Genomic DNA, 22,709 nt, shown 5'->3' with positions numbered 1-22,709 from the left:
CGGTTTTCAAGGTGTTCAAGGTGTTCATGAGGCGACCTTTTCTTCCCGGGTGGAGCGGTCGGCAGCCGTCTCCAGGTTGAAGGCTTCGATGCCGGCACCGATCAGGTTGAGCGGAATGTCGAGCGCCCACGCCACTGAAATGGCAGCCAGCAGGCTGTCTTCGGCGGTGGGGACATGCCGGCCCTGCCAGACGGCCAGCTTGTCCAGACCGGGCAGGAAGGCTTCGCTGGCGCCGGTGGCCAGCACGACCTGGCCCTGGCGCATGAACACAGCTCGGCCGCCGCCGTCCAGGTGCATGGCGATGGCGGGCAAACCCGGGTCGGCGGCGTAGAAGATCACCTCGCCGTCACACAGGCGGGCCATCTCGACGATGAGCGGATCGGCGGCATGGAGCACGGCCACACCGTCGGACAGCACGACATCGACTTGCGAGCGCATGACCTTGAACATCTGTTCTTCACCTGCCACGTCGAATTCACCCAGCGCCCCGGCACCCCCGAGATCGGTGACCACGCCGACCTGGCAGCGGTCATAGGCCAGGCCGCTGCGCAAAATCGTGGCGGCGCCGTTCTCGAACACGGCGGCCTGCACGGCACGGTTGATCAGCAGGCGCTGGCCGGCCTCCCAGTGTGTGCAGTCACTGGCATCCAGGCGGCGCCCGTCGAGGTACAGGCCGTCGCGACAGGCCAGGCCGGTGTGCCGACCTGACAGCTGCAGCAGCCAGGCCACCAGCCGCGCCACATGGTGCGTGCCGGCCGAACCGGCCACGCCAACCACGGGAATGCGGCCGCTGTGCGTGCCTTCGGGCGCCTCGGGAAACAGGTGGTCGCAGATGGCGCGGCCGACCGGCCGCGGCGCACCTTCGGCCGGCTTCAGGTGCATCAGCAAGCCGGGGCCGGCGTTGACTTCCACAATGGCGCCGCCCTGGGCATGCAGGGGCCTGGAAATATCCTGCGCCACGACATCCACGCCAGCGATGTCCAGACCGACGACGCGGGCAGCCAGCGAGACGATATGGTCGACGTCGGGGTGGATCTCGTCGGTGCAGTCAATCGCCACATTGCCGTTGCGCTGGATCAGCACCTGGCGCCGTGCCTCCGGCACCGAGGCGGGGCTCAGTCCCTGGCGCTGCAGGTCCAGCAGGATGGCTTCGTCCTTGTCGAGTTCGATCAGGCCGAGCGGGAAGTCTTCGGTGGCCCCGCGGCGCGGGTCGGTATTGAGCTGCGCCTCGACCAGTTCGGCCACGCTGGCGCGGCCGTCCCCGCGGACCGTCGCGGTGTCACCGCGTGCCGCGGCGACCACCCGGCCGCCCACCACCAGCAGCCGGTGTTCGTGGCCGCGCACAAAACGCTCGACCATCACTTCGCTGCCCTGCGGCGCCGCCACCTGGAAAGCCGCTTCAACCTGTTCGCGGGTGGTGAGGTCCAGCGACACGCCGCGGCCGTGGTTGCCGTCGGTGGGCTTGACCACCACCGGCAGGCCGATCTCCTGCGCGGCCTCCCAGGCGGCTTCGGCGCTGTCGACGATTTCGCCTTCGGGCACGGGCACGCCGCAGGAAGCCAGCAGGCTTTTGGTCAGGTCCTTGTCGCTGGCGATGCCTTCGGCGATCGCGCTGGTGAGTTCGGTCTCGGCCGTCCAGATGCGGCGCTGGCTGGCGCCGTAGCCCAGCTGGACCAGGTTGCCGTCGTTCAGGCGGATGTGCGGAATGCGGCGCTCGGTGGCGGCTGCGACGATGGAGGCCGTGCTGGGGCCGAGGTAACACTCGTCGACCTTGTCACGCACGCGGCCGACGGCCGCCTGCAGCTCGGCGTCACTGAAGGCCTCGTTGTTGACGGCGGCCATCAGCAGGCGGTGGCCCTCGGCCAGCGCACTGCGCGCCACCTGCTCGTCGCGCGCGCGGACCACCATGCGGTAAATGCCGCGCTTCGAGGTGCTGCGGGTCTGGCCGAAACCGGTGGGCATGCCCGCCAGGTTCAGCAATTCGATGACGACGTGCTCCAGCACATGGCCGGCCCAGGTGCCTTCGTAGAGCCGCTGGATGAAGCCACCGCGCTCGCCGACGCCGCAGTGGTGCTCCAGCAGGGCCGGCAGCAGCGCAACCAGGCGGTCGCTGAAGCCCGGCAACCGGTTGGAGGGGAAGTCCTCCAGGGTGCCGAGGTCCATCCAGACTTCCAGCACAGCGCGGTAAGTCCAGATGTTGGGGCCGCGCAGGTAATTGATGCGCAGAAGCTGGATGTCGTCCTGTTTGCTCATGTTTTTCTGGATTCGGTCAACCGGCCGGGCCGGGGCAACGTTCTTTTCTGAATAAGCGCCCACAACGGGCGTTTCTGTTTGTTCGGGCAGGTTTTCCGGTCCGGTGGCCGAATCTTGCATCAGCCGGCCCGGATTGGGCGAAAATCCCCTATTTGACCCCACTGTTTAGGGGGCACCGGTTTTTACGGCTTCCACATCACAATGCAACATTCTCATCCGGTCGACGCCTCCAGCGAGGCTGGTCCAGCGCAGACAGACCTGCGCGCGCAACTCGCAAACCATGAGAACGTGTTATGTACGGTGCTGGTTGACCTGAATCAGCAACTTCGCTTTTCCCGCGGTTTGCTGGCACTGACCGACCGCCGCCTGATGGCCCGCGACCCGGAAACCGGCCTGTGGGCCAGCTGGCCCTTGCGCCCGGCGGATGCCGCCAGCCAGCTGCCGCCCCTGTCCCTGCGTCATTTCGATCATGCCGGTGTCGGCACGCTGGAACTTCACCAGGGGGCCCAGCGACTGGCCAGCTGGCGCTTTACGCTGGCGGTCAATGTACAGGCGCTGCGGCTGCTGCGCCTGTTCGAGCAGCAATTGGCGCCCGGCGCCGCTGCTGCCGGTGACGACATGGCCCTGTGCCCCTTTTGCGATACCGCGCTGCCGGCGGACAGCGACGAGTGCCCGACCTGTGCCCGCGAACTGCACACGCCGCCGTCCACCTGGGTCTTGCTGCGCCTGTGGCGCTTCGCCCGGCCTTACCAGTGGCAGCTGCTTTCCGGGTTTTTTTTGACCCTGGCCTCCACCGCCGCCACCCTGGTGCCGCCCTACCTGACGATTCCGCTGATGGACGACATCCTGATCCCGTTCCAGAACGGCCAGCAGATCGAGACCTGGAAGGTGCTGGCCATCCTGGGCGGCCTGCTGGCGGCGGCGCTGCTCGGCTGGGCGCTGAACTGGGCGCGCACCTATTTGCTGGCACTGGTGTCCGAACGCATAGGCGCCGACCTGCGTACGGCCACCTTTGACCACCTGCTGGAGCTGTCGCTGGACTATTTCGGCGGCAAACGCACCGGCGACCTGATGAGCCGCATCGGCTCGGAAACCGACCGCATCAATGTCTTCCTGTCGCTGCACGCGCTCGACTTTGCGACCGACGTGCTGATGATCGTGATGACCGCCGCCATCCTGTTCTCGATCAACCCCTGGCTGGCGCTGGTCACCCTCTTGCCGCTGCCCTTCATCGCCTGGATGATCCACACGGTGCGCGACCGCCTGCGCACCGGTTTCGAGAAAATCGACCGGGTCTGGTCCGAGGTGACCAATGTGCTGGCCGACACCATTCCCGGCATCCGCGTGGTCAAGGCCTTTGCCCAGGAAAAGCGTGAAGCCCAGCGCTTTCGGGACGCCAACCGCCACAACCTGCTCGTCAACGACAAGCTCAACAAGGTCTGGTCGCTGTTCACCCCAACGGTGTCGCTGCTGACCGAAATCGGCCTGCTGGTGGTCTGGGCCTTCGGCATCTGGCTGGTGTCCAAGCAGCAGATCACGGTGGGTGTGCTGACGGCGTTTATCGCCTACATCGGCCGTTTTTACACGCGGCTGGACTCCATGAGCCGTATTGTTTCGGTCACGCAGAAAGCGGCGGCCGGCGCCAAGCGCATTTTCGACATTCTCGACCACGCCTCCAATGTGCCGGAGCCGGCCAACCCGGTGCCCATGGCGCCCATGCAGGGCCGCATCGAGATGGCGGGCCTGGGCTTTCGTTACGGCAACCGCGCGGTGATCCGCGGCCTGGACCTGACCATCCAGCCGGGCGAGATGATCGGCCTGGTTGGTCACAGCGGCTCCGGCAAAAGCACCCTGGTCAACCTGATCTGCCGCTTTTACGACGTGACCGACGGCAGCATCAGTGTGGACGGCACCGACATCCGGCGCTTCACCGTGGCCGACTACCGGCGCAACATCGGCCTGGTGCTGCAGGAGCCCTTTCTGTTCTTCGGCACCATCGCCGAAAACATCGCTTACGGCAAGCCGGGCGCCAGCCGCGCCGAGATTGTGGCCGCGGCCCGTGCCGCCCATGCGCACGAGTTCATCCTGCGCCTGCCGCAGGGTTATGACTCGCTGGTCGGCGAGCGCGGCCAGGGCCTGTCGGGCGGCGAACGCCAGCGCATCTCGATTGCGCGGGCGCTGCTGATCGACCCGCGCATCCTGATCCTCGACGAGGCGACCTCCTCGGTGGATACCGAGACCGAGCAGGAAATCCAGAAAGCCCTGGACAACCTGGTGCAGGGCCGCACGACGATTGCCATCGCGCACCGCCTGTCTACCCTGCGCAAGGCCGACCGGCTGGTGGTGATGGACCGCGGCCAGGTGGTCGAGGTCGGACCCCACGACGAACTCATGGCGAAGCAGGGCGCCTACTGGCGGCTCTACGAAGCCCAGGCGCGCCAGGTCGACAGCGAGGGCAATGTCGATGCCGAAGAAGGCCGCATCGCCCTGGCCACCTCGCAGGTGGCCCATACCGCCCAGCACAACGGCCATGTCTGAAGGAGTCCGCATGACCACCACCCCCACTTCAGCCAGCCCCGCCTTTCAGCTGGAGCGGCACGCCTCGGGCCAGCTGCTGCTGGTGGCAGACAACGGTGAGCAGCACCTGGGCGTGGTGCCGGTGCGCGCTTTCCCGATTGCCGCGCCCGATGAAGGCATTTCCCTGATCAGCAGCGAGGGTCATGAACTGGTCTGGCTGGATCGGCTGGAGGAGGTGCCGCAGCCGCAACGCAGCCTGCTCGAGGAAGAACTCGCGCTGCGCGACTTTGTGCCCGAGGTCACGCGACTCATCAGCGTGTCGAGCTTCGGCACACCCAGCACCTGGGTCGTGGACACCGACCGCGGCGAGACCTCGTTTGTGCTCAAGGGCGAGGAAGACATCCGCCGCCTGAACCGCGAGTCGCTGCTGATTGCCGCCGGCCATGGCGTTCACTTCAGTGTGAAGGACATGGGGGCGCTGGACCGGGCGTCGCGGCGGTTGCTGGAACGGTTTCTCTAGGACAGCCCCGGCCTTGGGCTGTCATCCCGGACACGATCCGGGATCCATGTTCGATGACCGCCACCGTTCGGGCTGAGCCTGTCGAAGCCGTGCTTCCTTCAAGCCTTTGGGTCCGCGTATGCCTGTTGGCCGGGGGTTGCCCGGCGGCAAGTAACTTTCTTTTGCTTCGCCAAAAGAAAGTCACCAAAGAAAAGGCGACCCTGCCGTCTGCGTCCCCTTCGCTGCGCTACGGGGCAACCTGCGGTGCTCGTCAAAAGCGGGGTCTTGCTCGAACTCGCTTCGCTCAGACAATCGCAAGCCCTGATCCGCTTTTGCCTGCGCTCCTCGGCGCATACAGAAGGGTGGGGGCTAAAGCCAATACGGGGAACAAAATCCGGAGATGAAGGCGCGTAAAGCGCGCCTTCATCGGGAATTCCAAGAGACGGTCATGTGTTCACACGAGCGCAGCACATGCGGCCAAATGAAGTCCCCCTCCATCGCCCAGCGGGGCGAGGGAGGGGTTAGGGGTGGGAGTGGGGAGTTGGAACTACTGTCCAGAATGACCCGCAGGCACAGCGTGATCCTGACGGCGCTACAAATTCAATAGCTGCTAGCGCAAGCAGGACATGGGCTGGCGACCAATTTGATGCTTAAATTCAGAGGCTGGGCGGCTTCAACCGCCTTGCGTCCCCCGGTGCGCCCAGCCCGTCGTGTGTTTCTCGATGTAGCTGAACAGCTCGTACATGATCATCGCCATCGCGCCGATCACCACCAGCCCGGCAAAAGCCAGCGCCATGCGCTGCTGCGAGCCGGCGCTGAGCATCAGGTAGCCGATGCCGGAGTCGCCAGCGGTCATTTCGGCCAGCACGGTGCCGACAAAGGCCAGCGTGATCGCGATCTTGAGCGAGCCGTAGAAGTAGGGCATGGAGCGCGGCAGGCCGACCTTGACGAGCACGTCCCAGCGCTTGGCGCCGAGCACGCGCAGCACATCTTCCAGCTCCGGCTCCAGCGTGGCCAGGCCGGTCGCCATGTTGACGGTGATCGGGAAAAACGAGATCAGGAAGGCGGTCAGGATGCCGGGGCCGACGCCGATGCCGAACCAGACGATCAGGATGGGCACAATCGCCGCCTTGGGCACGGCATTGAAGGCGACCAGCAGCGGGTACACCGCGGCATAGGCCAGGCGCGAGGAACCGACCAGAAAACCCAGCATCACGCCGACCACGATGGACAGGCCGAAGCCGACCATGGTGACCCAGAAGGTTTTCCAGGCGGCCTGCGCGATCGGGCCGGCGAACTCGGCCATGGACTGGGCGATCGCCAGCGGCGCGGGGAAAATGTATTCGGCGATGCCGAACACCATGACCACCCCTTGCCACAGCGCCAGGATGGCTGCCAGCAGCACAAACGGGGACCAGCGTTCAATCTGTTTTTTGCTCATGCTATGTGCCTTCAGCGGCGGGAACCGGGTTGATGACGGGCGTGCGGATGGCCCCGATGTGGCTGCGCAGCTCGTGCACGATGTCGCCGAAGGCCTGGGTGTAGGTCACCTCGAGGTCGCGCGGGCGCGGCAGGTCGATCTCGCGTTTGACGACAAAACGCCCCGGGCTTTTACTCATCACATACACGGTGTCGGCCAGGAAGACCGACTCGCGCAGGTCGTGTGTGACCAGGATGACGTTGAAACGCTGCTCGGTCCAGAGGTCGCGCAGGATGCACCAGAGCTCCTCGCGTGTAAAGGCGTCGAGTGCGCCGAAGGGCTCGTCGAGCAGCAGCATCTTGGGTTCGTGGATCAGTGCGCGGCAAATGCTCACGCGCTGCTGCATGCCGCCCGACAGCTGCCACGGGAACTTGTCCTCGTAACCACCGAGGCCGACCTTCTGCAGCAGCTTGCGCGCGCGTTCCTCGAATTCCTTGCGTTTGGACTTGAACTGGCTGCGAAAGGGCTCGACGATCTCCAGCGGCAGCAGCACGTTGTCCACCGTGGTTCGCCAGGGCAGCAACGAAGGCGCCTGGAAAGCCATGCCGGAAATCTTCAGCGGGCCGGTGACCGGCTGGCCGTCGATCGTGATGCGGCCTTTCGACGGCATTTTCAGGCCGGTGGTCAGCTTCATGAAGGTGGATTTGCCACAGCCCGAGGGTCCGACGATGGCAATGAACTCGCCCTCGCGCACCTTGAGGTCGATCGCTTCCACGGCGAAGTGGTTTTGCGCCAGCAACTCGTCGTTGTAGGCGAGCCAGACGTCGCTGAAGTCAACAAAATGGCCGTCGGGATGTGCTTGCATGGATCTTTGAATTTTGTGATTCGCTCGGGACACTCAGGAGAACGGCCGGCATTTCAGGGAAACGCCGGCCGTGCCGTTCAAGGTGTCTGCCGGCGCGGGTCGCCGGCAGGCGCCGTACTTTGCAGTTACTTCTTCGCCGCGGGCAGGACGTTGAGTTCGGCCACCGTGGGCAGGAAGGAACCGTTCCACACGCTGTCGGCATTGACGCGCGTCTTGGTGTTGAAGGCGTCGGACACCTGCGAGGCCATCAGTGTCAGGCGCGGGCCCCTGACCTGGCCGAACCCTTCGGCCCGAGCGTCGGGGCTGTTGATCACGGTGTCAATGGCCAGCTGCAGGCGGCGTGTTTCGAGCGCGGTGTTGATGATGCCGTCGCGTGCCTTGACGTCTTCAATGGCGGCCGCCGGTTTGGCGATGACTTCCTTCACGCCCTTGGTGAAGGCCAGCAGGAAGGCTTTCACCGCGGCCGGGTTGTCCTTGATCATTTTCGGCGAGGCGATGATCACGTTGCCGTAGAGCTTGACGCCGTTGTCGGCGTAAGGCAGCACCACCACGTCCTCGGCTTTCACGCCGCGCGCTTCGAGGTTGAGCAGCGAGGTGAAGGTGAAGCCGGTGATGGCATCCACATCGCCGCGCGCCAGCATGGTTTCACGCAGTGGCGGGTCCATGGCGGTCCACTGCACGCCGCTGATGCCGTTGGCCTTGGCAAAAATCGGAAAGGCGCGGCGGCCGGCGTCGAACACCGGGGCGCCGAGTTTTTTGCCGTTCAGGTCGGCGACCGTCTTGATGCCGGACTTTTTCAGCGCCATCACCGAAGCGGGCGTGTTGTTGTAGACCATCATCACCGCGACCGGCTTGTTGGCGGCGTCGGGGTTGTTGGCGTGGAATTCCATCAGCGCGGCCAGGTCGGCAAAACCCATGTCGTAGCTGCCCGACGCGACGCGGGTGACGGTACCGCCCGAGCCGTTGCCGGCGTCAATCGTCACGTCGAGTTTGGCGTCCTTGAAATAACCTTTGGCGGCGGGCGTGACAAACAGCGCGGCCGGGCCCTCGAAGCGCCAGTCCAGCTGGAACTTGATGGGCGTGTTCTGGGCGTAGGCATTGCCGCACACCGCGGTGGCGGCCGTGACGGCCAGGGCGGCGAAGGTCTTGATGAAAGCGCGTTTTGTCATGGGTGCTCCAGGGAATGTTAGGGATGTATCACGTCAAGCAAGAAAAATGCCCGGCTGGTGTCTGGAGGCACCATGTGCACCCCTGATTGTGGGTCGGGTGCACGGCGCAGCCATCGGGATATCCCCTGAACCGGCCCGCACCGTGCAGCATGAGGATGGCTGGCGCGCGCCAGGCGTTCATGGCGGGGGCGCCAGCAGTTCGCGCAGGGTGCGCGCAATCACCTTGGTCGCGCCGCGCAGGTCGTCAAGGACCAGGTGTTCGTCGGCGCGTTTGGCGTTGGACTCGAGCACCGTGCGTGGCCCGGCGCCGTAAATCACGCCGGGTATGCCGGCCTCGGCGTAAAGGCGCACATCGGTGTACAGCGGTGTGCCCATCGCCGGGATGGGTTCACCGAACACGGCCTGGCCATGCTTCTGGATCGCGTCGACCAGCGGCTGGTTGCCCGGCAGGGGCTTGAGCGCGTTGGCCAGCAGCAGGCGCTTGATCTCGACACGGACACCCTCGCACTCTTTAGCGGCCTCGGTGATCACCTTGCGGATCTCGCGTTCCACTTCAACCGGTTTTTCCTCGGGAATCATGCGGCGGTCCAGCTTGAACATCACCTTGCCCGGCACGACGTTGGTGTTGGTGCCGCCTTCGATGCGGCCGACATTCAGATAGGGATGGGTGATGCCCTCGACCCTGGAGCTGATCTTCTGGTACAGCGTGTTCTGCGCATACAGCGCATTGAGGATGTGCACCGCCGCCTGCAGTGCATCCACGCCGGTGTCGGGAATGGCGGCATGGGCCATCTTGCCGTGCACCGCGACTTCCATCTGCAGGCAGCCGTTGTGGGCGGTGACCACTTCATGGCTGAAACCCGCAGCGATCAGCAAGTCCGGCCGGGTGAGCTTGTTCTTGAGCAGCCAGCCGGGACCCATTTCCCCGCCGAACTCCTCGTCGTAGGTGAAATGCAGTTCCACGCTGCCGTGCAGCGGGATGCCCAGTGCCTCCAGCGCGCGGACGGCAAACGTGTAGGTGGCGAAATCGGACTTGCTGACGGCCGAGGCCCGGCCGTAGATCCTGCCGTCCACGACCTTGCCGCCATAGGGTTCCTGGGTCCAGCCTTCACCGGGCGGCACCACGTCGCCGTGGGCGTTCAGGGCGATGGTCCGGCCTTCACCGTAACGGCGGCGCACGATCAGGTTGGTCAGGGACTCCAGGCCATAGGCCTTGACCTCGACCGGCGCAATCTTGTGTTTTTCCGCTTCAAAACCGAAAGCGTGGAGCAGCTCGGCCGTGCGTTCGGCATGCGGGGCATTGTTGCCGGGCGGCGTGGGCGTGGGGACGCGGATCAGTTCCTGCAGAAAACGCACTTCCTCGTCGAAGTGGGCGTCCACCCAGGCATCCAGTTTTTCGTCATCAGTCATGGTGGGGTCCGCACAATTGGTTCAGCAGGTGCTGGAAAGCATGGACGGCCAGGTCGATGTCGTCGCTGGTCGTGCTTTCCAGCGGGTTGTGGCTGATGCCGGAGTTCTGGCCACGCACAAACAGCATGGCCTGCGGCATCACCTCGTGGAGCTTCATCGCGTCGTGGCCCGCGCCGCTGGGCATGCGGTACAGCGGAACGCCCAGGCTGTCCACCGCCTTTTCCCAGAGCTGTTGCCAGTCCGGGGCACTTGGCGCTGCTGCGGCGCGCATGGTTTGTTCGGTGCTGTAGTGGACACCACGGCGGTCGCAGATGGTTTTGAGTTCGGCCAGCACATCGGCCACCATCGCGTCGCGCTGGGCATCGTTGGGCGCGCGCAGGTCCAGCGTGAACTGGCAGCGCCCGGGCACCACGTTGGTCGAGCCGCCGGGTACCGTCCAGATGCCGATGGTGCCGACCGAGTCGCCGTCGCGCGCCGCGCGCTGCTCCACATACAGCGCGAGTTCTGCCACGGCCAAGGCCGCGTCGCGCCGGCGGTTCATGGGGGTGGTGCCGGCGTGGCTGGCCATGCCGGTGACCTCGCAGGTGTAACGCACGCCGCCGTTGATGGAGGTCACGATGCCCAGCGGGATGTCGAGTTCGTTGAGCACCGGGCCCTGCTCGATGTGCACCTCGACAAAACCCAGGTAGTCGGCCGGCTTGCGCTGCAGCGCGCGGATGGCCTCCAGCGTGGCCGGCAGGCCGGCGTGTTGCATGGCTTCGCGCATGCTGATGCCGTCGGCGTCTGTCTGGTCCAGCCAGGCCGGATTGAACTGGCCGATCAATGCGCCGGAGCCGAGAAAAGTGGCCTTGTAGCGCTGGCCTTCTTCTTCGGCAAAGGCAATCACTTCAAAGTCGAAAGGCAGGCGCTTGCCGGCGCGTGAGAGTTCGCCCACACAGGCCACGGGCACAAAAATGCCGAGACGCCCGTCGTACTTGCCGCCGTTGCGCACGGTGTCGTAGTGCGATCCGGTCATCAGGATTTTGGCGCCGGGCACGGCCGCCTTGTAGCGGCCCACCACATTGCCGACCGCGTCCACGTTCACCTCGTCGAAGCCGCTGTCCCGCATGGTCTGTTCAATCAACCGGGCGGCCGCGCGGTGCGCGTCGGTGAGGTAGGTCACCGTGAGCTGGCCTTTTTCCAGGTAGCCCGGGTCGCTGAAAGCGCTCAGTTGTTCCTGCCAGTCCCAGACCTGGTTGCCCAGGCTCGGCTCCACACCGAATTTGTCGTTGAGCCGCAACTCGGCGATGCGGTGGATGTTGCGCAAAGCCTCGGCGAGTTCGAAGTCGGGGTGGTTGGCCAGGCGCTGCTCGAAGGTGGCGATGATCTCCTGCCGGCTCAGCCCGGTGCCGCGCGGGCCCCGCACGGCGAGGATGAAGGGAAAGCCGAACCGCGTGTTGTAGGCGGTGTTAAGCGCCTGGATGCGCGCAAACTCGTCGGGTGTGCAGTCCGTGAGGCCTGCCTTGCCCTGCTCGTTGGTCGACTCGGCGGTCAGTGTTTGGCTGACCATGGCCTTGCCGGCCAGCTCGGGGTGCGCGCAGATCAGCGCGAGCTGGGCCTCGCGGCCGGCTTCGCGGACGATGCCGGCCATCAGATTTTTGAGGTGAGCCAGCGACCGGAAGGGGCGCTGCGCCAGCGCAGCGTCGGCGATCCACGGGGAGTGTTCGTAGAGGCCGGCCAGCCAGACCGCGGCTTCAGGGGCTGGTGCGGCGTTCAGTTGTTCAAGGGTCAGGGACATGGTCATTCTTTGAAGGGGTGGACGTGCTGCCAGTGGCGTGCAATATCGATGCGGCGGCAGATCCAGACATGCTCGTGCTGCTGGACATGGTCGAGAAATTTCTGCAGCGCCACGATGCGGCCGGGCCGGCCCAGCAGGCGGCAGTGCATGCCGATGCTGAGCATCTTGGGCGCGTTCAGGCCGTTCGGGTCACCCTCGGCATACAGCGCATCGAAGCTGTCGCGCAGGTAGGTGAAAAAGTCGTCGCTTTGCGAGAAGCCCTGAGGCAGGGCAAAACGCATGTCGTTGGTGTCCAGCGTGTAGGGCACGACGAGCCGCGGCACCACGGTGCCATCGGTGCGCGCCACTTTCATCCACAGCGGCAGGTCGTCGCCGTAGTAGTCGCTGTCGTAGGCCAGCTGGCCGTCGTCGGCGACCAGCCGCCGCGTGCGCGGGCTGTCGCGGCCGGTGTACCAGCCCAGCGGCCGCTGGCCGGTCATCTGCGTGATGATGTCCAGGCCCAGGCGCATGTGTTCGCGCTCGACCACTTCGTCCACGCCCTGGTAGTTGATCCAGCGCAGGCCGTGGCAGGCGATTTCGTGGCCCAGCTCGACAAACGCGGCGGTCAGCTCGGGGTGGCGCTGCAGGGCCATGCTGACGCCGAACACGGTCAGTGGCAGCTGGCGCTTTTCAAACTCGCGCAGCAGACGCCAGACGCCGGCCCGCGAGCCGTACTCGTAAATGCCTTCCATGCTCAGGTGGCGTTCCGGGTAGCTGGGCGGATTCGCCATCTCGGAGAGAAACTGCTCCGAGCCGGCGTCGCCATGCAGCACGGCGTTTTCGCCGCCCTCCTCGTAGTTCAGCACGAATTGCACGGCAATGCGGGCTTGGCCCGGCCACTGCGCATGCGGCGGCGTGCGGCCGTAGCCCACCAGGTCTCTGGGGTAGGGCAGGGTGGTGTCGTAGGTGGTCATGCTCAGGTTCAGGACAGGGCCATGGAAATATCGTTGGTCGGCATCGGACGGTCAAAGCTGAGGTTTTCCTCGACATGCGTCAGGTGCTCATCCATCAGGCGCACGGCCCGCTCCTCGTCCCTGGCGGCCAGGGCTCTCACGATTTCGGCGTGTTCTTCGTGCGAGTGTTCGGCGGCGCTGGCGCTCTGGTACATGAGTGTGATCAGCGAGCAGCGCGAAATCAGGTCGCCCAGCATCTGCGCCAGCACCTCGTTGCCCATCAGTTCGGCCATGCGCACATGAAAGTCACCCAGCAGTTCGGTACGCCCAGGCGCATCCTGCCGGTCCACCGCCATTTTTTCCTGCGCCACATGTTCTTTCAGGGCCTTGATCCTTGCCGGTGTGACACTGCGCACAAACGCCCGGGTCATCTCGGCCTCCAGCATGCGGCGCACCGCAAACACCTGGCGCGCCTCGTTGACCGAAGGCGCCGCGACAAAGGCGCCGCGCGCGGGTTCTAGCCGGATCAGCTGGTTTTGAGACAGCTGGAACAGGGCCTGGCGCACCAGCGTGCGCGAAACGCCGAAATGGTCGGCCAGTTTCTGTTCGGCCAGCTTGGTGCCCGGGTGCAGCCGGTGCTCCACAATCGCCTTGGTCAGGGCTTCAACAATGGCGCTGGTGGTGGACGATTCCATGGCGCAAATGATAGTCGGAAAGCCCAAAAGTGTATACACTTTCAGTAGACCATCGGGGGGACCGATGCACCGCAAACAAGGAATTGACATGGGCCTGAGCACACACGTGCTGGACACCATGCACGGCACGCCAGCGGCCGGCATGTTCGTCGAGCTGTACACCACCGACGGCGACCAGGCCACGCTGGTGAAAGCCTTCCATTTGAACAGCGACGGCCGCAATCCCGATGGCTTGCTGTATGACAACAGCAGCTTGCAGCGCGGCACTTACCGGCTGGTGTTCGACGTGGCGGGGTATTTTCGAGCCCGCGGCGTGACGCTGCCGGAGCCGAATTTCCTGAACCGGGTAAGCCTGGATTTCGGCGTGGCCGATACCAGCCAGCATTACCACGTGCCGCTGCTGGTCAGCCCCTGGAGTTATTCCACTTACCGCGGGTCCTGAGCCGGCCAATCTCCTCGCCAAGCAGGGGCCGCGGATCCGGCTTTGCCAGTTCGCAGGCGCAGCGCCCCTCGGGGGTCAGCGCAGTACACGCAGCGACAATCGTGGGAGCTTAATCCTGTCCTTCGGTCAGCGTATCGAGCTGGAATTTTCCGCTTTTGTGCCAGAGCCAGGTGTCGGTGTAGACAACCTTGCCAATCCGCACCGGCGCCGGAAAAGGCGATGCAGCCTTGATCATGCGCTCGATCTCGGCAATCACCTCGGGCGCATGGCGCGGGGCCCGCATCCAGTCGAGGCGGGTCACGTTGCCGACCTGGTTGATTTCCACATTCAGCACACCGATGGCGTACAGCAGGGGCGGCATTCTCCCCTTGTAGATGCGGTTGGCATGCAATCCGTAAAGGTGGCTGGCGCCGCTTTGGCGGTAGGCGCGTGCATTCGGTGCCGCCGATTGGCGCGCTGAGCCGGCCGCGCCGGAGATCGGGCCGATCACCGGGGAGGGTGCGGCTGGCTCGGGTGCCGCCGCCGATGGGGGTGCGGACTTGCAGGCCGAAACAAGGGCGCCCGCCACGGTTGAAAGCAAGGCCACAAGCCAGAAGCGGCGGTGTGAAGACTCAGGCATACGTATCCTTGTGTAGTTGCCGGACGGTGGCGGCTGCTATTGTGCAGTCTGGCCGAGGCGCGATGGTGTAACAGAAACCCGCTGCCTCAAAGCTGAATTATGCGTTCTGCGGACCCTCACCGGGGGCCGTGTATCAGAGGGTTTCTACCGTGAGTCAGCTCAAGGATTTGTTTTTGGCCAAGCTGGCGCTGGAGCCGGCCGTGCTGGTCGAGGTGAGCGCCACCGAAGGCTCGGTGCCGCGCGAGGCTGGCACCTGGATGGCGGTTTTTGCCGGCACGGCGGTTGGCACCATAGGCGGCGGCCACCTGGAATACGAAGCGATGGCGAGAGCGCGTGCACGCCTGCAGGGGTTGCCGGGTGAGGCGGTTGGCCGCTTTGTGCTTGGTCCGTCGCTGGGGCAATGCTGCGGCGGGGTGGTCCATCTGCGCTTTGAAGCGGTCGGGGCCGACGACGTGCCGGGCCTGCGCCGCCGGTTGGATACAAATTTACAGCCTGTTGCGCTTTTTGGGGGCGGGCATGTGGGTTTTGCGCTGGTGCAGGTGCTCGCGCGCCTGCCGTTTGCACTGAGCTGGATCGACAGCCGCGACGGCATTTTCCCGGAGGCGCTGCCGGACAACGTGGTGTGTGAACACTCCGACCCGGTGCAGCGCGCAGTGACGGGCCTGGCGCCGCAGTCGCGGGTGCTGATCATGAGTTTCAGCCACGCCGAAGACCTGGACATCGTGGCTGAATGCCTCAGGCGCCAGCGCGAGCGGGGCGACCTGCCTTATATCGGCCTGATCGGCAGCAAGACCAAATGGGCGACCTTCCGGCACCGGCTGGAGGCGCGCGGTTTCAGCGCCGAAGAACTGGGACACGTGACCTGCCCGATCGGCCTGCCCGGCATCCCCGGCAAGGAGCCCGAAGTGATTGCCGTGTCCGTCGCGGCACAGTTGTTGCGTGCCGGCAGGGCATAGATCGCATACACTTTTGCGATTCGGTCGCAGCGGAGCACTTTTTGTTGTTCGTGGCCTTTGTCTGCTTACAGCGCCCGCAGTGGTGAGCAGCTTGCACAAGGCAGCGCCGCGTCGCTGCATAGGTTGAGACATGGAAAGTTACTTTCTCGACTGGGCCAACCTGCTGCTGCGCTGGGTCCACGTCATCACTGCCATCGCCTGGGTCGGCTCCTCGTTTTATTTTGTCTTTCTCGATTCGAGCCTGACGCCGCCGGTTGACGAAGACCTTCAGCGCCAGGGTGTCAGCGGCGAACTCTGGGCCGTGCACGGCGGCGGTTTCTACCACCCGGTCAAGTTTGCGGTCAAGCCGCCCACGCTGCCCGCCCACCTGCACTGGTTTTACTGGGAGAGCTACAGCACCTGGCTCACCGGTTTTGCGCTGTTTACCGTCTCCTACCTCTGGAACGCCGGCACCTACCTGGTCGACAAATCGCTGATGGACTGGTCGCCCGGCGCCGCCATCGGCGTGGCGCTGTCCTTCTTTGTGGTGTTCTGGATGCTTTACGACGGCATCTGCCAGCTGTTCGGCAAACGCAAAAACGGCGATGCCATCGTCGGCGCGCTGGTGTTGCTGCTGGTGTGCGTGGCGTCCTGGCTGGCCTGCCACTGGTTTGCGGGACGCGCCGCTTTTCTGCTGGTGGGCGCCATGATTGCCACCGCCATGAGCGCCAACGTCTTCTTCTGGATCATTCCCGGCCAGCGCAAGGTGGTGGCCAGCATCAAGGCCGGCGAGCCGGTGGACCCGGTGCACGGCCAGCGCGGCAAGCAGCGCAGCGTGCACAACACCTATTTCACCCTGCCGGTGCTGTTTGCGATGCTGAGCAACCACTACAGCTTCACCTGGAGCCACCCGCAGAACTGGCTGGTGCTGATTGTGATGATGCTGGCCGGCGCGCTGATCCGCCAGTTTTTTGTCATGCGCCACGGCTACAAGCTGGGCCGCAACGGCAACCCGCTGCCTTATGCGCTGGTCGGGCTGGCGTTGATCCTCGGCGCCATCGTCTGGATGAAGCCGCCGCCGCAGCCCGCCAGCGCCGGGCTTGCTACGAATTCAATAGCTGGTGGCGCAGGATTGACGGGCGCTGCAGGCCAAAATGACTACATGAATCTGCAGAAAGTGCTGGAACAGCGCTGTTACCTGTGCCACGGTGCGCAGGTGCAGATGAAAAACGTGCGCCTCGACTCGCCGGCGCTGCTCAGGCAGCATGCGCAGGCGGTCTACCAGCAGGTGGTGGTCAGCAAAACCATGCCGATGAACAATTCCACCGGCATCACCGAGGCGGAACGCCTGCTCGTCAAGCAGTGGTTTGAAGCTGGGGCCAAAACCCCATAGCGATCCGCACCACGGGCGGTTCGCACCTGCATCCAGCGTGTGAACCGGCCCCAGCATGCGTTGGCGCGCGCATCACCGCCGAATACCCCCAGGGATCACTCGCGCTGCGCCGATCCAGCTTTCGTGTCTGATGAATCAGCCATACTGGAATGCTTCAAACATCCAGAGCAACGACCATGCTGGCAGACCATCCCTTTCAGAACGGCGCACGGGCCTGGCGCCGTTGGCCCATCGGCGTTACGGCAGGGCTTGTGCTGCTCAGTCTGGTCCTGTTCGCATTGCCCATGACCAGCCACGCCACCGAAGAACCCGACTACCAGGTCATCCAGAAGCTCGGCGATGTCGAGATTCGGGAATATGCCGCCTACACCGTTGCGCAAGTGGTGGTGCCCGGGCCCGCGGCGGAGGCCGGGAACACGGCCTTTCCGATCCTGGCGGGCTATATCTTTGGAAAAAACAAGGGCGAGAGAAAATTTGCCATGACCGCGCCGGTGACACAGGCTGCCGAGCCGGTCAAGCTGGAAATGACCGCGCCCGTCACCCAGACGGCGGCGCCCGGTGGTTTCCGGGTGCAATTCGTTTTACCCAAGGGGGTCACCATGGCCAGCGCGCCCGAACCGCTGGACGCGCGGGTCACGCTGCGGGATATAACGCCCAGCCGCATGGCGGTCATTCGTTATTCCGGCTTCTGGTCTGATGACAACTACACACAGCACCTGAACCAGCTGGAGGCAGCCTTGCGCGGTGCCAACCTGGTCTGGACAGGCGAGCCCATGTACTCCCGCTACAACGCGCCATTTACCCCCTGGTTTTTGCGGCGCAATGAGATCTGGCTACATCTGGCCAGCGCGCCTTGAACCGCCCGGCCAGAAAATCCACAAACGCCCGCACCCGGCCTGACAGATGGTGGCGCTGCGGGTACACGGCATGAATGTCGGCGGGGGGCGTCTGGTAGTTTTCAAGCACTTGCACCAGCCGGCCGCTTTGCAGGTATTTGGCGATGTCCCATTCGGCGCGCATCACGATGCCGTGCCCGGCCAGCGCCCAGTTGACGGCGATTTCGCCGTCGTTGGTGCTCAGGCTGCCTCGTACTTTCACGCTTTCTGTGCGCCGCGCTGACGCCAGGTGCCAGATGCCGTAGGCCTCGTCGCCCTGGCGAATGCCGATGCAGTTGTGCCGCGCCAGATCGTGCGGGGTCTGCGGGGTGCCGTGTTGCGCCAGGTAGGCCGGTGCGGCGCAGATCAGGCGCCGGTTTGACGCAATCAGCCGGGCCATGACCCGCGCGTCGGGCGGCTCGCCAAACCGTATGCAGACATCAAACGCGTCTTCCGTCAGCGCTGGCGGGTTGACGGTCAGCTGCAGCTGCACCTGCACCTCGGGATAAAGCCGGGCAAAGTCCGAGATCAGCGGCGCAATATTGCTGCGCCCAAACCCCAGCGTGGCGTTGACACGCAGCAGGCCCTTGGGCACCGCCACCGCGCTGGACACCAGTTGTTCCATGTCGTCGATCTCGGCCAGGATGCGCCGCGCATGGCTGAGGTAGATCTCGCCTTCGGGCGTGGGGCTGATGCGGCGGGTGGTCCGGTTCAGCAGCTGCACGCCCAGCCGCGCTTCCATGAGCGCCAGGCGTTTGCTGACCGCCGGTGTGGTCACGTCGAGCTCGCGCGCCGTGGCCGAGAAGCTGCCGCTGCGCGCCAGCAGGCTGAAAAACGCCATCTCGGAAGGAGCGGAGGCCGGTGTGCTCATTATTAACTCAAAGTAAACAATGCAATAACTTTAAGGCGTTGTGTTGAATCGGGCAAGCGCTAGAGTCCATCCCTGTTGGTTCAAATTTCAAGGACATGTCATGAAGGTTTACAAGATTGCCTGCATCCCGGGCGACGGTATTGGGAAGGAAGTCGTCCCGGCCGGCCAGCAGGTGCTGCAGGCCCTGGCCGCCACACAGAATTTCGGCTTCGCTTTCACCTCTTTGGGCTGGGGCGGCGACTGGTTCCGTGAACACGGCGTGATGATGCCCGACGACGGCCTGGACGCCCTGCGCGGCCAGGACGCCATCCTGTTCGGCTCGGCGGGTGACCCGCACATTCCCGACCACATCACGCTTTGGGGCCTGCGCCTGAAGATCTGCCAGGGCTTCGACCAGTACGCCAACGTGCGACCCACGCGCATCCTGCCCGGCATCGACGCGCCGCTCAAACGTTGCGCGGCGAAAGACCTGGACTGGGTCATCGTGCGCGAAAACTCCGAGGGCGAATATTCCGGCGTCGGTGGGCGTGCCCACCAGGGCCATCCGATCGAGGTGGCCACCGATGTGTCGATGATGACGCGCGCCGGTGTCGAACGCATCATGCGTTACGCCTTCAAGCTCGCGCAGTCGCGTCCGCGCAAGCTGCTGACCGTGGTCACCAAGTCCAACGCCCAGCGCCACGCCATGGTGATGTGGGACGAGATCGCTCTGCAGATCAGCAAGGAGTTCCCCGATGTGACCTGGGACAAGGAACTGGTGGACGCCTGCACCGCCCGCATGGTGAACCGCCCGGCCTCGCTGGACACCATCGTCGCGACCAATCTGCACGCCGACATCCTGAGCGACCTGGCGGCGGCACTGGCCGGCAGCCTGGGCATTGCGCCAACCGGCAACATCGACCCCGAGCGCCGCTACCCCTCGATGTTCGAGCCCATCCACGGTTCGGCCTTCGACATCATGGGCCAGGGCCTGGCCAATCCGGTCGGCACCTTCTGGAGCTGCGTCATGCTGCTTGAGCACCTCGGTGAACACGTGGCGGCGCAGCAGCTGATGCAGGCTATCGAGGCCGTCACCGCCAACCCGGCCCTGCACACGCGCGACCTCGGCGGCAAGGCCACCACCGCACAGGTCACCGCCGCTGTGTGTGCGCTGCTCGCCCAGGGCGGCACACAACAGCAGGCGCGCGCGGCCTGAACTTTTTTCCCGTGGCATTTCATATAACAAGGAGACAGCAGCATGAAAGTTGACATCAGACAATGGATAGGCATCGCCTGTCTGGCCGCAGCGCCCGCCGTCATGGCGCAGGCCTGCCCGGACAAGAATCTGCAGTACTGGCAGGCGTTTCCGCCTGGCGGCGAGTCGGACCTGTCGGCGCGCCACCAGCAGATGGTGCTGAAAAAGAAGTGCGCGGCGATCGAGACCATCATCCAGTACAAGGCCGGTGCCGGCGGCGCGCTGATGTGGTCGCAGATGAACACCCTGCCCGGCGACGGGCTCAACATCGTGGGCGTGAATCTGCCGCACATCGTGTTCCAGCCGATCGAAGGCCTGGTGCAATACAAGACGCAGGACATCACGCCGGTTTTCTGGTTCCACTACACACCCGACATCCTGGTGGTGCCCGAGCAGAGCCCGATCAAGAATTTCGCTGACTTCATCAAGGCGGCCAAGGCCGACCCCGGCAAGCTCAGTCTGGGCGGCTCGGGCCAGAACTCGGCCAACCATGCGGCGCACGAGCGCATGAATGCGGCCTTCGGCGTCAAGACCATTTATGTGCCGTTCAAGGGCACGGGCGACATGGCCACCTCGGTCATGGGCGCACAGGTGGACGGTGCAATGACTTACACCGCGTTTGCCATCAACAACAAGACCCGGATTCGCCCGCTGGCGGTGGCCATGGACAAGCGCCATCCGCTGATGCCGGATGTGCCGACGTTCAAGGAACTCGGTGTGGACTGGGTGGACGGAGCCTACCGCGGCATCGGTGTGCCCCGCAGCACGCCGCCCGAGACCCGCAAGAAGATTTCGGACATGTGGGCCGCCCTGAACAATGACCCGGAGATGAAGGAGCTTGCCGCCAAAAGCGGTTTCGAGCTGGTCAACGTAGGGGTGGACCAGATGGACGCGTTCATGAAGGAAAAAACGCGGCTGTACACCGAAAGCGCACAGCGGCTGGGGCTGGGCAAGAAGTAAACAGACCGTCGAGCCGCTGGTAGCTGCGCTGTCAGGCAGTGGGTTACCGGCGGGTTACGGCGGCACAATACGGGGCAGGAGACATTGAATGACTGCACCCCATCCTGCTACCCATCCGCGCCAGTTTCTCGAGCATCTTTACCAGGCCGCGGTCACGCGTGCCATGCCGCTTCACAACACGGCCGCCTGCCTGCCGTCACCGCCCAAGGGCAGGACCATTGTCATCGGCGCCGGCAAGGCCGGTGGCTCGATGGCGCAGGCGGTTGAAGCGCTGTGGCCGGCAGATGCGCCGCTCGAAGGGCTGGTCGTCACGCGTTACCACCACATTCCGCCGCGGCCCGAAGGTCTGCCGCGGCGCATCGAGATGGTCGAGGCCTCCCACCCGGTGCCCGACGCGGCCGGCCTGGCCGCCTCGCAGCGCATTCTGGCCATGGTGCAAGGCCTGACCCGCGACGACCTCGTGTTGTGCCTGATCTCCGGTGGCGGCTCGGCCTTGCTCACGCTGCCGGCTGAAGGCTTGAGCCTGGAAGACAAGCAGCGCATCAACAAGGCGCTGCTCAACAGCGGCGCCAACATCGGCGAGATGAACTGCGTGCGCAAACACCTCTCGCGCATCAAGGGCGGTCGCCTGGCCGCGGCCTGCGCGCCGGCGCGTGTGGTCACGCTGACCATCAGCGATGTGCCGGGCGACGGTCCATCCATCATTGCCAGCGGCCCGACCGTTCCCGATGCCAGCAGTTGTGCCGACGCGCTGGTCATCCTGAAACGTTATGGCATCGACGTGCCGGCGGACGTGTTGTCGCGACTGGAAAGCGGGGCGCTGGAAACCCCCAAGCCCGGCGACCCGGCGTTTGACGGCCACGAGGTCCACATGATGGCCACGCCGCAGCAATCGCTCGAGGCCGCCGCGGCCGCGGCGCGCGCGGCGGGCCTGGACGCGCACATCCTCAGCGACGAAATGGAAGGGGAGTCGCGCGAGGTTGGCAAGGTGCATGCGGCGCTGGCGCGTGCGGTGGCGCTCCGGGGCCAACCCTTCAGCAAACCCTGTGTGATCCTGAGCGGCGGCGAAACCACGGTGACGGTCCGGCCCCTGCAGGCGGGTGCGACCAAAGGCCGTGGCGGGCGGGCGGGCGAGTTCTGCCTGGGGCTGGCACTGGCGCTGCAGGGCCAGCCCGGTGTGTACGCGCTGGCGGCGGACACCGACGGCATCGACGGCGTGGAAGACAACGCCGGTGCCTTTGTGGCGCCCGACACGCTGGCGCGCGCGCTGGCGCAGGGCATGAAGATCAACGGCTTCCTGGACCGCAACGACGCCTATGGCTACTTCGAACCGCTCGGCGATCTGGTCGTCACCGGACCGACCCATACCAATGTCAACGATTTCCGGGCGCTATTGATTTTGTAGCTGCTTGCGCTTGATGTGTAAGGGCTGTGGGCAGAAATGGCTGTCATCCCGGACTTGATCCGGGATCCATGTTCGATGATCACCGCCGTTTCGGGCTGAGCCTGTCGAAGCCTTGACAAGCTTGTGTTTCAGTGGGGCTTCCAGCAAGCCGGGTCTCGCCCCGGCGGGCGAGGCACTTTTCTTTGCTTCGCCAAAGAAAAGTACCCAAAAGAAAGGCGACCCGATGGTCTGGGTCCCTCCGCTTCGCTGCGGGCAGCCTCCGGTGCTCGCCGAAAGCGGGGTCGAGCTCGAACTCGCTGCGCTCAGACAATCGCTCGTCCTGATCCGCTTTCGGCTGTGCTCCTCGGCCCAGCCCGACGGGTGGGGAAATGGATGCGGGTTCGGGATCGGATGCGGGGAGACATGATGCGCGCAGCGCGTCATGTCGGAGTCAAGTGG

General features: G+C 64.8%; 19 protein-coding genes. 9 read left to right on the top strand and 10 right to left on the bottom strand.

Going from position 1 to position 22,709, the window contains the following annotated elements; genetic code table 11:
• Nucleotides 1-24 precede the first annotated feature (24 nt).
• Nucleotides 25-2,253: a cyanophycin synthetase gene (cphA, locus tag AAG813_RS01435; RefSeq protein ID WP_341911064.1), complete on the bottom strand. Its 2,229-nt coding sequence runs from the start codon at nucleotides 2,251-2,253 to the stop codon at nucleotides 25-27.
• Between the two features lie 201 nt (nucleotides 2,254-2,454).
• Between cphA and AAG813_RS01430 the strand changes: the two genes are divergently transcribed.
• Nucleotides 2,455-4,791, top strand: a complete 2,337-nt coding sequence (locus AAG813_RS01430) for an ABC transporter ATP-binding protein (protein ID WP_341911062.1) — start codon at nucleotides 2,455-2,457, stop codon at nucleotides 4,789-4,791.
• 10 nt (nucleotides 4,792-4,801) lie between these two features.
• Nucleotides 4,802-5,290: a DUF1854 domain-containing protein gene (locus AAG813_RS01425; protein ID WP_341911060.1), complete on the top strand. Its 489-nt coding sequence runs from the start codon at nucleotides 4,802-4,804 to the stop codon at nucleotides 5,288-5,290.
• 652 nt (nucleotides 5,291-5,942) lie between these two features.
• Here AAG813_RS01425 and AAG813_RS01420 read toward each other — a convergent pair.
• The 7 genes from AAG813_RS01420 to AAG813_RS01390 all read right to left on the bottom strand — a co-directional run bounded on the left by AAG813_RS01420 (nucleotide 5,943) and on the right by AAG813_RS01390 (nucleotide 13,537).
• Nucleotides 5,943-6,710, bottom strand: coding sequence for an ABC transporter permease (locus tag AAG813_RS01420; RefSeq protein ID WP_341911058.1), 768 nt, complete (start codon nucleotides 6,708-6,710; stop codon nucleotides 5,943-5,945).
• A gap of 1 nt (nucleotide 6,711) precedes the next feature.
• Complete coding sequence (locus AAG813_RS01415) at nucleotides 6,712-7,554, bottom strand: ABC transporter ATP-binding protein (RefSeq protein ID WP_341911056.1); 843 nt, start codon at nucleotides 7,552-7,554, stop codon at nucleotides 6,712-6,714.
• A 125-nt stretch (nucleotides 7,555-7,679) separates the two neighbouring features.
• The gene (locus AAG813_RS01410) at nucleotides 7,680-8,723 is read right to left on the bottom strand and encodes an ABC transporter substrate-binding protein (RefSeq protein ID WP_341911054.1); all 1,044 of its coding nucleotides are present in this window, start codon (nucleotides 8,721-8,723) and stop codon (nucleotides 7,680-7,682) included.
• A 177-nt stretch (nucleotides 8,724-8,900) separates the two neighbouring features.
• The gene (locus AAG813_RS01405) at nucleotides 8,901-10,133 is read right to left on the bottom strand and encodes an ArgE/DapE family deacylase (RefSeq protein ID WP_341911051.1); all 1,233 of its coding nucleotides are present in this window, start codon (nucleotides 10,131-10,133) and stop codon (nucleotides 8,901-8,903) included.
• Nucleotides 10,126-11,910, bottom strand: coding sequence for a 2-oxo-4-hydroxy-4-carboxy-5-ureidoimidazoline decarboxylase (gene uraD, locus AAG813_RS01400; RefSeq protein ID WP_341911049.1), 1,785 nt, complete (start codon nucleotides 11,908-11,910; stop codon nucleotides 10,126-10,128). Before uraD ends, AAG813_RS01405 begins: the two co-directional genes overlap by 8 nt.
• A gap of 2 nt (nucleotides 11,911-11,912) precedes the next feature.
• Entirely contained in the window at nucleotides 11,913-12,863 is a 951-nt protein-coding gene (gene puuE / locus AAG813_RS01395; RefSeq protein ID WP_341911047.1) for an allantoinase PuuE, read from the bottom strand.
• A gap of 8 nt (nucleotides 12,864-12,871) precedes the next feature.
• Nucleotides 12,872-13,537 carry a GntR family transcriptional regulator gene (locus AAG813_RS01390; RefSeq protein ID WP_341911045.1) on the bottom strand — a complete coding sequence of 222 codons (666 nt, stop codon included), beginning with the start codon at nucleotides 13,535-13,537 and terminating at the stop codon, nucleotides 12,872-12,874.
• 88 nt (nucleotides 13,538-13,625) lie between these two features.
• Between AAG813_RS01390 and uraH the strand changes: the two genes are divergently transcribed.
• Nucleotides 13,626-13,979, top strand: a complete 354-nt coding sequence (uraH, locus tag AAG813_RS01385) for a hydroxyisourate hydrolase (RefSeq protein ID WP_341911043.1) — start codon at nucleotides 13,626-13,628, stop codon at nucleotides 13,977-13,979.
• Between the two features lie 109 nt (nucleotides 13,980-14,088).
• Here uraH and AAG813_RS01380 read toward each other — a convergent pair whose 3' ends face one another.
• Nucleotides 14,089-14,598: a hypothetical protein gene (locus tag AAG813_RS01380; protein ID WP_341911041.1), complete on the bottom strand. Its 510-nt coding sequence runs from the start codon at nucleotides 14,596-14,598 to the stop codon at nucleotides 14,089-14,091.
• Between the two features lie 149 nt (nucleotides 14,599-14,747).
• Here AAG813_RS01380 and xdhC point away from each other — a divergent pair, with 149 nt between their 5' ends.
• The 3 genes from xdhC to AAG813_RS01365 all read left to right on the top strand — a co-directional run bounded on the left by xdhC (nucleotide 14,748) and on the right by AAG813_RS01365 (nucleotide 17,783).
• Complete coding sequence (xdhC, locus tag AAG813_RS01375; RefSeq protein WP_341911039.1) at nucleotides 14,748-15,554, top strand: xanthine dehydrogenase accessory protein XdhC; 807 nt, start codon at nucleotides 14,748-14,750, stop codon at nucleotides 15,552-15,554.
• 130 nt (nucleotides 15,555-15,684) lie between these two features.
• Complete coding sequence (locus AAG813_RS01370) at nucleotides 15,685-16,926, top strand: urate hydroxylase PuuD (protein WP_341911037.1); 1,242 nt, start codon at nucleotides 15,685-15,687, stop codon at nucleotides 16,924-16,926.
• Between the two features lie 176 nt (nucleotides 16,927-17,102).
• Nucleotides 17,103-17,783, top strand: coding sequence for a heme-binding protein (locus tag AAG813_RS01365; protein ID WP_341911035.1), 681 nt, complete (start codon nucleotides 17,103-17,105; stop codon nucleotides 17,781-17,783).
• Here the strand turns inward: AAG813_RS01365 and AAG813_RS01360 are convergent.
• On the bottom strand, nucleotides 17,725-18,672 hold the full coding sequence (locus tag AAG813_RS01360; protein ID WP_341911033.1) for a LysR family transcriptional regulator: 948 nt from the start codon (nucleotides 18,670-18,672) through the stop codon (nucleotides 17,725-17,727). The two genes, AAG813_RS01365 and AAG813_RS01360, sit on opposite strands and share 59 nt — an antisense overlap.
• Before the next feature lie 100 nt (nucleotides 18,673-18,772).
• Between AAG813_RS01360 and AAG813_RS01355 the strand changes: the two genes are divergently transcribed.
• The 3 genes from AAG813_RS01355 (at nucleotide 18,773) to AAG813_RS01345 (ending at nucleotide 22,271) form a co-directional block, all read left to right on the top strand.
• Nucleotides 18,773-19,867, top strand: coding sequence for a tartrate dehydrogenase (locus AAG813_RS01355; RefSeq protein ID WP_341911030.1), 1,095 nt, complete (start codon nucleotides 18,773-18,775; stop codon nucleotides 19,865-19,867).
• 42 nt (nucleotides 19,868-19,909) lie between these two features.
• Nucleotides 19,910-20,866: a tripartite tricarboxylate transporter substrate binding protein gene (locus AAG813_RS01350; RefSeq protein ID WP_341911028.1), complete on the top strand. Its 957-nt coding sequence runs from the start codon at nucleotides 19,910-19,912 to the stop codon at nucleotides 20,864-20,866.
• 88 nt (nucleotides 20,867-20,954) lie between these two features.
• Entirely contained in the window at nucleotides 20,955-22,271 is a 1,317-nt protein-coding gene (locus tag AAG813_RS01345) for a glycerate kinase (protein WP_341911026.1), read from the top strand.
• Nucleotides 22,272-22,709 lie beyond the last annotated feature (438 nt).

Source organism: Polaromonas sp. YR568 (assembly GCF_943371715.1).
Lineage (GTDB): Bacteria > Pseudomonadota > Gammaproteobacteria > Burkholderiales > Burkholderiaceae_C > Polaromonas.
This window is presented reverse-complemented; position numbering and strand designations above follow the sequence as displayed.

Bases quoted from the DNA above. Each gene is read 5' to 3' on its own strand.
- cphA (WP_341911064.1), bottom strand. From the start codon at position 2,253: ATGAGCAAACAGGACGACATCCAGCTTCTGCGCATCAATTACCTGCGC.
- AAG813_RS01430 (WP_341911062.1), top strand. From the start codon at position 2,455: ATGCAACATTCTCATCCGGTCGACGCCTCCAGCGAGGCTGGTCCAGCG.
- AAG813_RS01425 (WP_341911060.1), top strand. From the start codon at position 4,802: ATGACCACCACCCCCACTTCAGCCAGCCCCGCCTTTCAGCTGGAGCGG.
- AAG813_RS01420 (WP_341911058.1), bottom strand. From the start codon at position 6,710: ATGAGCAAAAAACAGATTGAACGCTGGTCCCCGTTTGTGCTGCTGGCA.
- AAG813_RS01415 (WP_341911056.1), bottom strand. From the start codon at position 7,554: ATGCAAGCACATCCCGACGGCCATTTTGTTGACTTCAGCGACGTCTGG.
- AAG813_RS01410 (WP_341911054.1), bottom strand. From the start codon at position 8,723: ATGACAAAACGCGCTTTCATCAAGACCTTCGCCGCCCTGGCCGTCACG.
- AAG813_RS01405 (WP_341911051.1), bottom strand. From the start codon at position 10,133: ATGACTGATGACGAAAAACTGGATGCCTGGGTGGACGCCCACTTCGAC.
- uraD (WP_341911049.1), bottom strand. From the start codon at position 11,910: ATGTCCCTGACCCTTGAACAACTGAACGCCGCACCAGCCCCTGAAGCC.
- puuE (WP_341911047.1), bottom strand. From the start codon at position 12,863: ATGACCACCTACGACACCACCCTGCCCTACCCCAGAGACCTGGTGGGC.
- AAG813_RS01390 (WP_341911045.1), bottom strand. From the start codon at position 13,537: ATGGAATCGTCCACCACCAGCGCCATTGTTGAAGCCCTGACCAAGGCG.
- uraH (WP_341911043.1), top strand. From the start codon at position 13,626: ATGGGCCTGAGCACACACGTGCTGGACACCATGCACGGCACGCCAGCG.
- AAG813_RS01380 (WP_341911041.1), bottom strand. From the start codon at position 14,598: ATGCCTGAGTCTTCACACCGCCGCTTCTGGCTTGTGGCCTTGCTTTCA.
- AAG813_RS01370 (WP_341911037.1), top strand. From the start codon at position 15,685: ATGGAAAGTTACTTTCTCGACTGGGCCAACCTGCTGCTGCGCTGGGTC.
- AAG813_RS01365 (WP_341911035.1), top strand. From the start codon at position 17,103: ATGCTGGCAGACCATCCCTTTCAGAACGGCGCACGGGCCTGGCGCCGT.
- AAG813_RS01360 (WP_341911033.1), bottom strand. From the start codon at position 18,672: ATGAGCACACCGGCCTCCGCTCCTTCCGAGATGGCGTTTTTCAGCCTG.
- AAG813_RS01355 (WP_341911030.1), top strand. From the start codon at position 18,773: ATGAAGGTTTACAAGATTGCCTGCATCCCGGGCGACGGTATTGGGAAG.
- AAG813_RS01350 (WP_341911028.1), top strand. From the start codon at position 19,910: ATGAAAGTTGACATCAGACAATGGATAGGCATCGCCTGTCTGGCCGCA.
- AAG813_RS01345 (WP_341911026.1), top strand. From the start codon at position 20,955: ATGACTGCACCCCATCCTGCTACCCATCCGCGCCAGTTTCTCGAGCAT.